Here is a 14,868-nt window from a genome sequence, read left to right as displayed (position 1 = left end):
GCTTTTACCATTTTTACTCTTGCTTGCTAAATCCATATATTTTCAAACGCCGATGTTCAATTATTTCTAATTATTAGTAGCAATTAATAATACAGCGGTTAAATGATAGTCATCTTTATATTGTATTTGTTCCATTTCACTTATTCATTTTATCTTTGAGTTTTCTTATGTCTTTATTGCAAATTGCCGAACCCAATCAAAGTACCCAACCTCACCAGCATCGTTTTGGTCTAGGAATTGACCTTGGCACCACGCGCTCACTGGTTGCAGTGGTACGCTCAGGCAAGGCGCAAGTTTTGAAAGCAGCGACAAAGACAGATACTTTACTGCCTTCTGTGGTTTACTATCCAAGCACTGGCAAGCCAGTGGTTGGCTATGATGCACTTGCCCACTTAGCAGATGATCCAAAAAATACGATTATCTCGGCTAAGCGCTTTATGGGTCGTAGCCAAGCAGATATTAAATTCTCCCATCCTTATGAATTAAGTGGCAGCAAAGATGCGATGCCAGCGTTTGTGACGGCGCAAGGGGAAGTATCTCCTGTTGAGGTTTCAGCGCGTATTTTAGCGGCGTTAGAACAACGTGCCGCAAGTGCTTTGCCCGATGATAGCATACAAGGCGCGGTGATTACTGTGCCAGCGTACTTTGATGAAGCGCAGCGCCAAGCCACTAAAGATGCGGCACAGGCAGCCGGTATCAATGTATTGCGCCTATTAAATGAACCTACCGCTGCGGCCGTCGCCTACGGTCTCGACCAACCTACCGGTGACAATACTGAAAACTACTACTTAATCTACGATTTAGGTGGTGGTACTTTTGATGTGTCTATTTTAAAACTCAGCGATGGCGTATTTGAAGTATTGGCTACGGGCGGCAATAGCGCGCTTGGCGGTGATGATATTGATCGCTTATTAACCAATTGGCTGATTAAGCAATTAAACATCGACCCTAAAGACGTAAGCCTGCATGACAAATCAATACTTGCCCAACAAGCCAAAGCTTATAAGCAAGCATTGACCGATGCTGAGCAAGTTGATATCGATATTGTCGTCAATGGGCAATCTTATCAAGGTGTTTTAAACCTTAAAGATTTGATGACTATTGCAGAGCCTGTCAGTCGTCGCACATTGAGCGTCTGTGAGCAAGTCCTGCGCGATGCCAAGTTATCTGCCGCTGATTTAGATGAAGTAATTTTGGTCGGTGGCTCTACGCGTATGCCTGCGGTGCAGCAAGTGGTTACAGAATTTTTTGCTAAAGAGCCGCTTTGCCGTTTAAATCCAGATGAAGTAGTCGCTTTAGGGGCAGCACAAACTGCGCATCAATTGGTCAATGGCGATAGTGACAATGGCTTATTATTGCTTGACGTCACGCCGCTATCCCTCGGCCTAGAAACCATGGGCGGGTTGGTTGAAGTCCTTATTCCACGCAATACCCCTATTCCAGTCAAAAAACGCCAAGTATTTACCACCTATCAAGACGGTCAAACCGGTATGGTCATTCATGTGGTACAAGGCGAGCGCGAAACAGTCGATAACTGCCGCTCACTTGGACGCTTTGAGCTTTATGGTATCCCACCAATGAAAGCCGGCTTTGCACGTATCGAAGTGACCTTTAGTATTGATGCTAATGGACAGCTAACCGTCAGTGCGCAAGAAACCACTACTAAGACTGAAAGTAAAATCGAGATTGTGCCGTCTTATGGGTTATCTGATGAACAAAAAGAGCAGCTATTGATAGCTGGCTTTAAATACGCTGAAGAAGATAAAAATGCGCGCTCTTTAATTGAGACCAAGGTAGAAGCAGAACGTGAATTATTGGCACTACAATCGGCGCTTAATGAGTTTGCAGCGCTAATCTCACCTGAAGAGCAGCAGTCATTAGCGCAAACTATGCAAGGGCTGCAAGCTGCGCTCAGCACTGACGATTTAGCCATAATAGAAGCCAAACAAGCCAAATTGAAACCACATAGTGATGCCTTTGCTGCCCGCATTATGAATCAAAGTGTCAAAGCCAGCATGGCAGGCACCAGTGCGCAAGATTGGTAGTAGATAGCGTTGATACTATGTGCGTTCAAGCAACATGGACGCTTAAGAAACTTATTTAGTAACTGTACTAATTTTATCCTTTTTATTTTTTAATTGATTAGCAGCGGACAGATAACTTATGCCAAAAATTACGATATTACCCCATCATGAAATTTGCCCTGAAGGCACCGAAGTCGAGCTAGAAGCAGGCAGCAACTTATGTAAAGCTTTGCTAGAAAAAGGCATTAAAATTGAACACGCTTGCGAGATGTCAAAAGCGTGTACCACCTGTCATGTCGTGGTCCGTAAAGGCTTTAACACCTTAGATGAGATGGACGATGTCGAAGCCGATTTGCTAGATCGTGCTTGGGGCTTAGAGCCTGATTCACGCTTATCATGCCAAGTGATACTTGAGGATGACGACCTAACTATCGAAATTCCTAAATACACATTAAACCATGCTAAAGAAAATCACTAAATAATAACGTATAAATCTAAACTAAAAAATCCAGTTATTCATCATAACTGGATTTTTCTTTTTACAAGTGTGACATTCTGCGCGCAATTTTAACTCGCCTTTTTTAAATGTTCATTTTCTATAAATGCATCCAAGTCGAAATCAATCTTTGCTTAATTATGACTAGAATTTTCTTGCTTACTTGCTGCTATTATCTCAAGCGCGACTGCTTTCTCTTGTTGTTCGATACGTTCGAGCGCAAGATTTAGACGATCTCGAATGTCTTGATAATCGTTATCTTGCATGTCTCGAAAGTTTAGGTGCAAATTAAAACCTGGTAGCGTATGGTCAACCCACTTTGATAAATGACCTTTGTTTTCATCAGGGTCAAGTACTTGCCATGCGCTTACTTTATTATCGAAACCCTTGAGCTGGAAAGCACCCGCATATTCACAGTCATAATCGTGCGATATATAGTCATGGGTGCTTTCGCTAATGAATATCTGCCCTTTAGCAGCAACGGCCTCAAGCCTCGATGCAAGGTTGGCCTCTTTACCAATCAGCGTATAGCTTAGACGATTATTACTACCAAAGTTACCGACATGACAGTAGCCAGTGGTAATACCAATACGGATATACAAACCCTCAAAGCCCAATAGACGCCATTTTTGCCGTAAGGTACGCATCTCACGGCGCATATCTATCGCCATTGCTACGCAGTCCAGCGCATCTTGACGCGGTCCACGGCTATTTGGTTCACCGAAAAAACATACCATACCATCGCCAATAAACTTATCCAGTACCGCTCCATGTTTATTGGCAATTAACGTCATACAGTGCATATAAGTATTTAAAATATCCGCCAAATTATCTGCGCTTAAACTATCAGACAATTCAGTAAAGCCAACAATATCTGAAAACATAATCGTCAGCTTGGCACGTTTATTTTCGACGCTAACGGGACTATCAGATTTGACGATTGGCTCCCAAACTTGCGGCGGGACAAAACGCGTCAATTTATTAATCACAGAAACCATAGTGTTTAGACGCCCAACCGCTTGCTGCGCTCGAGCTTCATAGTTTATATAATCATGATAAACGTGGCGAAAATGACACAATATCACAATCATGCTGGCCAATAAGACGACAGGCGTGATTAAGCTGTCGTGACAATCGATCTCCGCGCTACTTAACGTGACGCTGACATAATAAAAAACAATCATCGTCACTACTGAGACAGCAATAAGCTTTAGATGATTTTCAGGACGACTGAGAATAACACGCAGACCAATGAGTGCTGCTAGACTGAGTGCAATCACAGCACAGAACTGTATCGAACCAATGACCGCTGACAATAAAATGATGACAATATTAGACGTCCAAAAACTGCTTTGGCGACGATAGTTATAAATTAAAATCATCAAACTAGGCAGACAGACAATGACAGCCAGCGCCATTGAAGTTGCACTAAAATTAAAATGCACAGCGAGCAAGATGACTGTCAGTATTAAAACGAAGATTTCTGGATAATCGAACTGATAGGTATTACTATCGCTATCCTTTACAGGAGTCTTTGGGCGTGATGCTTCTACAAGTGCCATGGTCGATATTCGCCTAAAGAAAAACCGTCAGGAATTTAAATAAAAATAAGGTTTATATCATCATTCGTGCTTTAGACAATACTTGTCTTTATAAACCATTGATAATATAAGTAAATAGTAAATCTATACATTATACTGCCTTATTCCCATCGAACCTAGGTTACTGATAAGAAAAAGCATACCACTGGTCGCTTATTGGTTTGAAGAGCGGTTTAAAGTTAACGGTTAATAGAGATGATTTAAGCGAATAACAGTGACAAAAATGAAAAAGCCAGATAATTGCTATCTGGCTTTTTTATATGTAAAGATTAAATGGAAAATGAAGCTATAAAAATTGGTTACTGAACGATAAAGCTATTAGAAACGCCTGAATACGGCTTGATTTTATGCGTCCAACCATTTTTCCAGTCGCCTTGATGGATCAATCGATAAGTACCCGCTGGGGTATCGTTACTGATTCGCCAATCAATAATGGCTTTACTATAAGCCGCCCCTTCACGCTTCCAAGTATAGGTGGTATCAAAATCACTATCACTTAAATAATCGACCCACTGACCATTCTCAAAACGCTGCACCTTTAAAAAACTATCTTCGGTGCGTAGATTGTTTTTAGGGTGAGCGCCGCGGAATACGGCTGTGGCAACCTGACCTTTTTGATAACTGACTTTGGGCTGAGTAAGGGTTTGCCCCCAACTTTGTTTTAAAGGCTTATCGTCAAATACCACGCCTGGGCGCTCATTAAACGATTTACCTGAGCGATCAGGCGGTGTGGCATCGTCATAAACCTCGATACCATCACGCAGCGCTTCGGCCAGTTGCGTATATTCTTGTATATAAGCAGCGGCTTGATAAGGACCATACTCAGTAGACGCCCCTTCATAATGCTGGGTGGCAAATTCTTCGCGCGTACTTAAATAGCCGCTATAATTATTCGCCAAACCATTAATAATAACGGTATCGACCCCTGAGTCTTTTAGCTGTGCTAACACCGCGGCGCGCATCCGTCGTCCTACCATGGTCGTTGGCTCGCCAGGAATAGCAACGAGGGCGATATTACCGATACGCATCAGCTGAACAGGTTGCTGAGTATTAATCCAGCCCCAACTACCCGTTGGCAATAATACTTGTTTTTCAGCCTGACAGTCATCTTGGCTGACAGTTGAAACAATGCCGAACGCGCCGCGTGTTAAGCTTCCTAAAAAGGATTGGTCCACTTTATTAATATCATCATTAATGCGGAAGTTTTCTCGTGTCATGCCCTCATACATACCGGGTATGTTCGATGGGCCATTCTCGCCGCCAGCAGCAAAGGAATAACCACGAGCTGGCATACATAGAACTTTATTGCCCACGCCATTGGTGAATTTACCATCGACTTGGTAGCCCTTTAAATCAACCCAGCGCGCGCGTACGTCTACTGGACCAGCAACGGGCGCACCTTGATTCCAAAGCTCGACCGCCTTATCAAGCTGCAGTTGCCCATCACGCCTGACATTTTCCCACTCATTGTCACTACCTTGATAGCCGGGTTTTGAGTTGGCATTGCCACCTGCGGCCAGTACATCACCCTCATCCGCATTGGCAAAAGCTGCGACAAACGGCTTGTCTGATTTTCCAGTAAAGATCTTTTCTGCGCCGCGCTGGGCAAAGCCTTTATTGTCAGCGCTTAGATGCATAAATTGATTACTAAAGCTGGTTGGATGCAGTGCAAACCAATTAATCAAGCCCACTGGCGTGCCATCAGCAGCATTTAGACGCAACTGAGTCATGGTTTCATTGACATTACTATCAAAGTCTTTTGCATCAACATTGTTGTTATAGGCAAATTCTGAGCGATTGAGCGTTGCACCCTTTAGCTCGCCTTGTGCCAAAGATAGCGTTCCTAGCGTTAGAGTATCGTGAGCACGCTTAATCGAGGTGACAATGCCATTGACAATAGCATTGAAGTTTTGGCTGCTATAGCCTGATAGCGTATCATCAGTACTGGCAATTTGATAAAGCTGTTGATGCGAGTAACCGGCATTGCCCACATGAGTATGAGTGGCGGTAAGCATGATGTTATCATCGTTATATAGCTCGCCATAGTTCTTTTGCAGGCGTTTGATGACCTCAAGCTTTACCGCGGTAAACATCGCGCCCATATCCGCTGATACATATACGACGCGTTTGCCCTGATTTTGACTATTCGCATCTTCGCCGATAATAAAAGCATGAGAGTATAAGCGGTCGTTAATACCTTGCACCACTTGACCAGAAGCATAACCAAACATGCCAGTTTCGGCAGCCGCACCAGTGATGTCTGCCTTACCGCTACCCACAAGATACTGACTTGTCGGCGTTACTCTCATAGACATGGCAGAGGCACTATGATTTAACGTAACAGAGCTGTCCGATGAGGAGGTTGTATTTTCGGTAATGGTTTTCGCTGAATCGGATTGCACGGATGCTGACTGTATTGAGTCAGCCTGTAATGAAGCAGCTTCAGTGGAATCCGTATCACAGGCCGTTAAACCGAGAGCGGCGGTACAAATAGAGATGAGTAACATAGAAGGTCGTAGTAATGGGGATGCAATAGAGGAAGTAGCCATCTGTTATCCTTAACATAGAGTGAAATCTCAGACTGAAAACTTTCGATCTAAGATCAAATACCTCAAAGCGGTTCCAATGCATTAAATCAAGCATACTGACTAATACGCAAAAAAACGGCTGCGAGCAGATAAGTTGGCTATATCCATTTAACCAACCCACTCTCTAATATAATGAATAACAGACAAATGTAAAACACTTTATGGTTAAAACGACTTAAACCATCATTAAAGCTGGCTTTACAGTTTGTTTAAATAAATGTATTTAGATAAAAATCGTTTAGAACAGAAAGTTTAAATAAAAAATTATAAATAGTTCATTTTAAATTTTAATGCTCAGATTTTACTGCATTTGCCAATCAAACGGCATTTTATGATGACCACGTAGTGCCATCATTAATGTCTGCTGCATCTGCGCCAATACTTCTTTGGTGTAAGGTATAGCAGGAACGCCCCATACTGGATTTGGCCACTGCATGTCGTTTTGATAGCGAACGATATGATGGAAATGTAGCTGCGGCACTTGATTGCCCAGTGCTGCCACGTTCATTTTATCAGCTTGAAAAGTCTTAGCAAGTTGACTTGATAACCAGCTTGATTCGCGCAAAAACTGCGTTTGGTCTGCCTCAGACAGCTCATATAATTCTTTGATACCTGATACCCGCGGCACCAATATCAACCAAGGAAACTGACAATCATTGATTAAACGACAGGTCGATAATGGGAAATCACCCACTAAAAAACTATCAGCCGCAAGTTTATGATGAAGTTGGAACATAATGACGGTTCTCTTGTTATGACGCTTGAATAAAAGGAATTAGAATTAATTCAAAAATTAATAAGCTATAAGGATAATAAGCTAAATATAGGGTGTCGCTATTTTATCAGTTATCCAACCGATAAAATAGCACCATGACTGATTGCCTTGGCGTTCTACTTAAGCACTGGCTAGCCAGTCTACCTATTTAGCAATCTAATTCGCAGAAAATGACTGTCAAAATATCAAGAAGCGCTACGCTGACTCTGCCACCATATGCTCACTAAAATAGCGTAATAGCTCTTGAATGGCAGTGACGCGTTGTTGCGGCGTTGCCAGTTTATCGGCATCCTGATAACGAATACCAGATGCACCATTCATACGATAGCGTTGCCCATTTGATTGAATCAACTTAATAATTGCTAACGCATCGACCGGCGTATCAGGGGCAAACTCTAACGTCATGCTGTTGCTATTGGCATCAATCTTATTAATTTTTAGCGGCTCGGCTTGTATGCGCAGTCCATGAATAGCAAATAACTGCTTGGTCTGGTCTGGCAAAACGCCAAAACGATCAATCATTTCGGTACGGATATCGGTTAATGCCTCTTTATCATCGGCATTACTGATGCGTTTATAGAACAATAAACGCTGATGGACATCGTGCAAATATTCTTCAGGAATCAATGCGGAGCTATGCAGATTAATCTCGCTAGTCAGTGACAATGGCGTACTCAAATCAGGTTCCTTACCCGCTTTAATCGCCTTTGTCGCACGTTCCAACATATCCATATACAGACTAAAACCAATGGCTTGCATATTACCGCTTTGCTGCTTACCAAGTATCTCACCAGCACCGCGAATCTCTAAATCTTCACTTGCCAGCATAAAGCCTGCGCCTAGGGTATTGGCGCGTTCAATCGCATGCAATCGGCGCTTAGCATCGCCTTTAAGACCTTTAATAGACGGCACCAGTAGATAACAATAAGCCTGATGATGGCTACGACCGACGCGACCACGAAGTTGGTGCAATTGAGCCAAGCCAAACTTATCGGCACGCTCAATGATAATAGTATTAGCATTGGGTACATCAATACCGGTTTCGATAATAGTCGAGCATATCAGCACGTTGAACTTTTTATGATAAAACTGCTGCATGACTTGTTCAAGTTGGCGCTCTTGCATTTGTCCATGAGCGACCCCTACTCGCGCTTCAGGAACCAATTCACGTATGGTTTCTGCCATACGCTCAATGCTCGCCACATCATTATGCAATAGATAAACCTGACCGCCACGTAGCAGCTCACGCAATATAGCCTCTTTCATCAAGGCGTCGGTCTTCTGCATGACAAAGGTTTTAATCGCTAGACGACGCGCTGGTGGCGTGGCAATAATCGACATGTCACGCATACCTGACAGTGCCATATTTAGCGTTCTAGGGATTGGCGTCGCGGTCATCGACATACTATCCACATCGGTCTGAATCGCCTTGATACGCTCTTTATGACGCACGCCGAAGCGATGCTCTTCATCAACAATCATTAAGCCTAGATTAGAGAACTTCACATCGGGTTGTAATAGTTTATGTGTACCGATAACGATATCAACCTTGCCTGCTGCGAGGTCTGTTAGCACCGTTTCTTGATGCTTTTTACCACCAAAGCGCGATAGCGTCTCGATACGTACTGGCCAATCAGCAAAACGATCGCGGAAATTGTCTTCATGCTGACCGGCTAGCAAGGTTGTCGGCACCAATACTGCCACTTGATAACCGGCGCTGACCGCAATAAAGGCGGCGCGCATAGCAACTTCCGTTTTACCGAAACCCACATCACCACAGATAAGTCGATCCATTGGCTGATTTTGCTTCATGTCTTCCATTACCGCATGGATAGCATTGGCTTGATCGGGCGTTTCTTCAAAGGCAAATTGGCTAGCAAAGAGCTCATACTGCGATGGGTCTATTTTAAAATGAATGCCGACTTTGGCTTCGCGACGTGCTTGCATATTGAGGAGCTCAGCCGCCACGTCATGGATTTGCTCAAGCGCTTTTTGCTTGGCCTTATCCCATTTTCCGCTACCAATCTTATGCAATGGTGCAAGCGCTGGGTCACCACCGCTATAGCGATTGATCATTTGTAAATTGGCGACTGGCACATAAACACTGGCATCATCGGCATATTTTAAGTGAATAAACTCTTGCTCACCGTCACCCACATCTAGCGTAATCAGTCCGTGATAACGTCCAATACCATGCTCGATATGAACAACAGGACTACCTTCGGTTATTTCAGTAACACTTTTAACCAAGAACTCTTCCGACACACCGCTTTGGCGGCGACGGCGCGTTTGCAATACTTGGCGACCAAATAACTGTGTCTCACTAATCAGCACCAAACGTTCAGGAACATAAACCCCGCGCTCAATGGGCGCAACCGTAAGACCAACTTCTGGCAGCTTTTTGGCATTAAGCCCAGTAGTTTTATCGGCGGCTAAAAACGCCTCAAAGCTATCGTAAGCCTTTATATCAATTTTACCTTTAAACAGCTCAATGAGAATCTCACGGCGACCCGCTGTTTCGGCAACGATTAATACTGGTGTCGCCGTTTGCGCTTGTAGCGCTAAAAATTCTAATAACTCTGTGAGAGGCTCAGCTTTTTGATGATTGACTGATAATTGAGGCGGCTCTAGCGCACTTAACGTCACCAAGCCTTGCTGTTTACTCGGCATAAGCGACAATTGTGGCTGTGAATTTGACTGCTCTTCAACTTCTAGCAATGAAGCATCTTCTAGTAATGAAGCACTGCTATCAATCGCAGCGACATCAGTCATGGTAACCAATTCATTACGAGCACTTAAAATCACGCGTGGATAATGATTAAGATGCTCGTTTAGAGTATTTGATAATAAATACAATAGCTCAGGGGCGACGATGGGCTTATCAATATCATGACGACGTTCTTCATAACGGCGTTGAATTTGCGACCAATAATCTGCCTGTTTTTCGTTAATCAGCTCATCTGTTATAAATAAGGCATCACTTGGTAAGTAAGCAAATAAGCTACTCTCAGCTTCCCAATCCTTTAAGTCAAAAAATAGTGGCTGATAATATTCAAGTCCGCTACTGGCGATACCTGCCATGACATCTTTATGTAGCTCAAATTTACGGCTGCTAGTATTAGGAAACATCGCGGCAAAGTTGGTGCGAAACGTCTCGCGCCCTTCATCAAGCGGAAACTCTTTTGCCGGTAAGATTTGAAATTGTCCGATAGGCTTTGAGATATCTGGCAGTTTATGCAATAGCGACAATGATTCTTTACCCATACTGCTATCGTTGCCACTCATCATGGTTTTGAGGTCATCAACCGTCAGTGTGCGCTGGGTTTGAGGATTAAAAAAGCGAATGGTTTCAATTTCATCGTCAAATAAATCTAAACGTAGCGGAAATGGCTGACCCATCGCAAAGATATCAATGATACTACCGCGTACGGCAAATTCACCCGGCTCAAAGACGTTCTCAACCGCTCGGTAACCTGCCTTTGCCAGTAAGCCACGTTGGGTATTGATATCAAATCGATCTCCAACACTCAAATCAAAATGCTGTCCTATCAGCCAGCTTGGCGGTGCGACCCGATGCATCAACGCCTGAACCGAGATAAGCAGTACCCCTGACGTTGGCATATCGGTTAATAGATTGATACGCTCACTGACGATATCTTGATGCGGTGACAGCTCATCATAGGTCAGCGTCTCCCAATCAGGAAACACATAAGCATCAACCCCACAAAACGCCAACTCTGTTTCTATCTGATTGAGCTGGTTTTGATCGCGGGTTACCACGACTTTTAGACGATTGGTAACATCCCATATTGGTGCTTGCACCAAGCTTGCTAGCCATAAACTACTGACTGCGCCATGCACAGGCGCCAGCCAACGCCGTTGGGCATTCTGGATAGGGAATAACTGCTGGTTAATCGGTTCAAAGGCGTCAGTCAAAGCAGTGATAGGCATAAAGGATAGGATCAAGGTTAAGAGTCAGAAAGCTATTATACGAATATTTTGGCAATTACCAAAATTTATGCCGTAACGGTTTGTCACTTAGCATTTTTATTAAAAATCCAATAGCTAAATAGCTGATAAAACTTATACTCGGATACAAAGACAGAATGAGTAAATGTCAAAACCTCAACGGTTAAGCTGAGGTTTTTGAGTTTTAATTGTTAAACTGTTTTTAAAATAAAAGCTGTTTTTAAATTAATGGCTTGTCACTAGCGATAATACCGTTGTTATCTGCATAAACAAACATACCTGAATTTAAGGTTAAATCACCAAAGCTGATTTCAAGATCGGTTTGACCTTCATCGCGGCGATTCGATTTACGCGGGATACAGCCAAGTGCCATGACACCGATATCCATTGCTGCCATATCATCAACATCACGGACACAGCCATATACCAACACCCCTGCCCAGCCATTATCAATCGCCGACTGTGCAATCATATCGCCTAACAGCGCACAACGCATCGAACCGCCACCGTCAACGACCAATACTTTGCCATTACCGTCTTTGTCTTTACCATCGCTATTTAATAACGATTTCACGCGGCTGTTATCCTCAAAGCATTTCACCGTCACGATTTCACCGCAAAATCTGTCTTTACCACCAAAGCTATAGAAAGACTTGCCTTCGATATTGGGTAAACACACCTGTGACTCAGGGTTGGCATCCAATAAATCACAAGTCACAAAGTTCTCTTTATTCATGGTTGATTCTGGCATGGCGGCGCTCCTTGTTATTTATGTTTAGGCTATTGATAGATAGGTTTTGAGTTTAGTTTTCTAATTTGATACTTAGGCTATTTTTTGACTTTAGTCATCGCTAGCATTTGTTTATTTTCGATAATATCTATGGTTTGAATCGCAGGCTCATTACGGTATTTATTACGCTGATAAACATCATGCGCGCTCATCGCCATGGCACTGGCAACACGCTTTGCAGAAATAGGATGCAAGGATAGTGACTCTGAGACCAAAGGCGAGATAAGCTGAAAGGCTTTTTGACCAATGCTTTCGAGCGGACGACCTTTATGTTTGCCTAGCAACAATGAAGGACGGAGAATAACCAGCTGCTTAAAACCTAGCGCCATAATAGACTGCTCAGTTTCCGCCTTGACCCGATTGTATAAAAAGCGACTGTCGATATCCGCATTCATTGAAGACAATAAGAAGAAGTTCTCAACGCCTTTATCTTGGCAGAGTTTGGCAAAATTGACATTATAATCATGGTCAATCTTTCGAAAAGCTTCGTCACTACCCGCCTGCTTTTTAGTGGTACCAAGACAGCTAAAAGCATCTGTCTTATTATCAGCGCCAACGCTGGCAAATATTTCAGCCAAATTGTCAAAATCATTCACCTGATAGAAGCGCATGCTGGCATTAATATAGCGTGGCGGTCGCCGTGCAAGCACAATTAACGTGTCATAAAGCTCACTGAGCTGCTTCACAAGATGCTGTCCTACCAATCCTGTGGCGCCAATCAAAATCGCTTTTCGCTGCATAGCCTATCCATTTATATAATGTTGGAATATGTATAATGATGATAAAGATGAGCTTTAAGAGCCTATCGTCAACGCTATTCATCAATGTCTTTGCACTTTGTATCATACCTAAATTCAGAGATAACTGACGCTATTCTACACAGTTTATTGTAAGAGATTTTATCAGCCATGAAATTGATTGCGCCAATCACCTGCTTTGAGCCATCGTTTTTGCTCGATATCCTGCTCGCTTGCTTGATAAAACGCTTATTAAGAACCCTAAAAACCAGCTGTCCGTGTGTTAGCATAACTTCTTTACGCATTAATCATCAAATATATTGTTCTAAGCGCAATAATTTGCTAAGATAACCGGCTTTACACGTCAACGCTGTTTAATTATTCCAAACAGTTTTGGCGCTTGCGATGATCTATTACTAATTTAGGTGCCTTTAATAACAGATAGGTACTCTAATATCAGACATCGACATCATGTTTGGCGAGAGGCTGCTCGTCACCGATGATTGTTAAACCCATTATTATTGCAATCAACATTCATATTTTTATCTGTCTTTATCAAGGAGATACGCGTGGCTAATACTGCACAAGCTCGTAAACGCGCCCGTCAAAACACCAAACGTCGTCAGAACTCTGCGTCACAACGCTCTATGGTTCGTACTTATCTAAAACGTGTTGACGCGGCTATCGCTGCTAAAGATTATGACGCGGCTACCGAAGCTTACAAAAAAGCGGTACCGGTTCTTGATCGTATGGCTGACAAAGGTATTATTCATAAGAATAAAGCTGCTCGTCGTAAGAGCCGCCTAAACAAAACTATCAAAGGCCTACAAGCTTAAGATTGGTCGCGTTTGGACCGCATCTCGCCTTTATAGCGTGATGACTAAAACCTTGTTACCAGTTCTAATACTGGGGCAAGGTTTTTTTATGCCTGCTTATTTAGCATTTCATTTACTATTTATAGCTGCTTAAAAGTGTTTAACAATTTTAGAAAATAATGTTTAGCAAAAAACGCTTACGTCCATTTTACTTCTGGTGGCAAAAGCAGTTTACTTGAGTGAAAGCCCGCAGCACGGTAACCATCTAACAAAGTATGTATCGGACGCACATAAATTTCACCGCGCCAAACTAAATAAGCGCTAGCTTGCTCGAAGGGTTTATCATCAAACCACAAAAACACCCCTTCCATCATCTTTGGCCAGTCATTCCAATCAATCTCAGTCACATCAAACATAACCGCTAAAAATGCTGACAGCAAGGTATCATGACTGACGGCGAGCATTAAATGCCCAGGCTGAGGCTGATTCTGATAAAACAGCGATAAAATATCAAGCCCACCTTGATAGGCATTTTTAGTGCCTTCAAGATTACCTTGCAAAAATCGATTGATAAAGTTGAGCACGCCAATTTCTTTAAATACCGGATTGGCAATCTCAGGTTCAGTCACCAGGCTACCTGGTTCAACCAATAATGACTGATGGTAGATATCACGTTGTAGCCCTGCACCTGCTTGCATCAGCTGCGCGGTATCGATACAGCGACCAATTGGGCTTGAGATACTATCGACATCGAGCGAATACGGCAGATGTCCTGCCAACCAGCGTCCCCAAGACTTCGCTAAGACGCGACCTTTTTGGGTCAGCGGCAACTGATAACTGGCAAAACCGTTACCGTCAGAGCGCTCACGTAAAGAGTGTCTGGTAAACAAAATCAGCCGTTTATCCATCGGCAATAAGCCGACCGAAGACATCATACTGTCAGGTAAGTGAGAGGGCGCCGGTGCACTTGGCGTGTGACTCGCACGCTGCGCAGCCGATAGTTTCGATAAGGTGTTATTAGGCAGTTTACTCATGGTAGCAAGCGTAGCAGATTTTTTGCCATCAATGAACAA

General features: G+C 43.2%; 10 protein-coding genes. 3 read left to right on the top strand and 7 right to left on the bottom strand.

The features are described 5' to 3' along the window. The first annotated feature begins 167 nt into the window (after positions 1-167). A complete protein-coding gene (gene hscA / locus AC2FA3_RS09195; protein WP_490509311.1) occupies positions 168-2,045 on the top strand; it encodes a Fe-S protein assembly chaperone HscA in 1,878 nt (625 codons plus the stop codon). Positions 2,046-2,163: 118 nt separating this feature from the next. Beyond that, positions 2,164-2,502: an ISC system 2Fe-2S type ferredoxin gene (gene fdx / locus AC2FA3_RS09190; protein WP_490509310.1), complete on the top strand. Its 339-nt coding sequence runs from the start codon at positions 2,164-2,166 to the stop codon at positions 2,500-2,502. Between the two features lie 152 nt (positions 2,503-2,654). Here fdx and AC2FA3_RS09185 read toward each other — a convergent pair whose 3' ends face one another. The 6 genes from AC2FA3_RS09185 to AC2FA3_RS09160 form a co-directional block, all read right to left on the bottom strand. After that, entirely contained in the window at positions 2,655-4,082 is a 1,428-nt protein-coding gene (locus AC2FA3_RS09185) for an adenylate/guanylate cyclase domain-containing protein (RefSeq protein ID WP_490509309.1), read from the bottom strand. A gap of 338 nt (positions 4,083-4,420) precedes the next feature. Next, positions 4,421-6,670 carry a neutral/alkaline non-lysosomal ceramidase N-terminal domain-containing protein gene (locus AC2FA3_RS09180; protein WP_490509308.1) on the bottom strand — a complete coding sequence of 750 codons (2,250 nt, stop codon included), beginning with the start codon at positions 6,668-6,670 and terminating at the stop codon, positions 4,421-4,423. Between the two features lie 340 nt (positions 6,671-7,010). After that, on the bottom strand, positions 7,011-7,445 hold the full coding sequence (locus AC2FA3_RS09175) for an HIT domain-containing protein (RefSeq protein ID WP_490509307.1): 435 nt from the start codon (positions 7,443-7,445) through the stop codon (positions 7,011-7,013). Between the two features lie 234 nt (positions 7,446-7,679). Beyond that, positions 7,680-11,435, bottom strand: a complete 3,756-nt coding sequence (gene mfd, locus AC2FA3_RS09170) for a transcription-repair coupling factor (RefSeq protein ID WP_490509306.1) — start codon at positions 11,433-11,435, stop codon at positions 7,680-7,682. A 238-nt stretch (positions 11,436-11,673) separates the two neighbouring features. After that, entirely contained in the window at positions 11,674-12,204 is a 531-nt protein-coding gene (gene rraA / locus AC2FA3_RS09165; protein ID WP_201543355.1) for a ribonuclease E activity regulator RraA, read from the bottom strand. A gap of 77 nt (positions 12,205-12,281) precedes the next feature. After that, complete coding sequence (locus AC2FA3_RS09160; protein WP_490509305.1) at positions 12,282-12,983, bottom strand: NAD-dependent epimerase/dehydratase family protein; 702 nt, start codon at positions 12,981-12,983, stop codon at positions 12,282-12,284. A gap of 566 nt (positions 12,984-13,549) precedes the next feature. On the opposite strand from AC2FA3_RS09160, the gene rpsT reads away from it, so the two are divergent. Further along, a complete protein-coding gene (gene rpsT / locus AC2FA3_RS09155) occupies positions 13,550-13,816 on the top strand; it encodes a 30S ribosomal protein S20 (RefSeq protein ID WP_010200097.1) in 267 nt (88 codons plus the stop codon). A gap of 176 nt (positions 13,817-13,992) precedes the next feature. Here rpsT and AC2FA3_RS09150 read toward each other — a convergent pair whose 3' ends face one another. After that, positions 13,993-14,829: a histidine phosphatase family protein gene (locus AC2FA3_RS09150; RefSeq protein WP_490509304.1), complete on the bottom strand. Its 837-nt coding sequence runs from the start codon at positions 14,827-14,829 to the stop codon at positions 13,993-13,995. Positions 14,830-14,868 lie beyond the last annotated feature (39 nt).

This window comes from Janibacter sp. CoH_79_TC_3 (assembly GCF_058197955.1).
Note: the sequence above shows the minus strand (reverse complement) of the source record. Positions and strands in the feature narration are given on the sequence as shown.

Coding starts and splice junctions, on each gene's coding strand:
- AC2FA3_RS09185 (WP_490509309.1), bottom strand. CDS start 4,082: ATGGCACTTGTAGAAGCATCACGCCCAAAGACTCCTGTAAAGGATAGC.
- AC2FA3_RS09175 (WP_490509307.1), bottom strand. CDS start 7,445: ATGTTCCAACTTCATCATAAACTTGCGGCTGATAGTTTTTTAGTGGGT.
- fdx (WP_490509310.1), top strand. CDS start 2,164: ATGCCAAAAATTACGATATTACCCCATCATGAAATTTGCCCTGAAGGC.
- hscA (WP_490509311.1), top strand. CDS start 168: ATGTCTTTATTGCAAATTGCCGAACCCAATCAAAGTACCCAACCTCAC.
- mfd (WP_490509306.1), bottom strand. CDS start 11,435: ATGCCTATCACTGCTTTGACTGACGCCTTTGAACCGATTAACCAGCAG.
- rraA (WP_201543355.1), bottom strand. CDS start 12,204: ATGCCAGAATCAACCATGAATAAAGAGAACTTTGTGACTTGTGATTTA.
- AC2FA3_RS09180 (WP_490509308.1), bottom strand. CDS start 6,670: ATGGCTACTTCCTCTATTGCATCCCCATTACTACGACCTTCTATGTTA.
- AC2FA3_RS09160 (WP_490509305.1), bottom strand. CDS start 12,983: ATGCAGCGAAAAGCGATTTTGATTGGCGCCACAGGATTGGTAGGACAG.
- AC2FA3_RS09150 (WP_490509304.1), bottom strand. CDS start 14,829: ATGAGTAAACTGCCTAATAACACCTTATCGAAACTATCGGCTGCGCAG.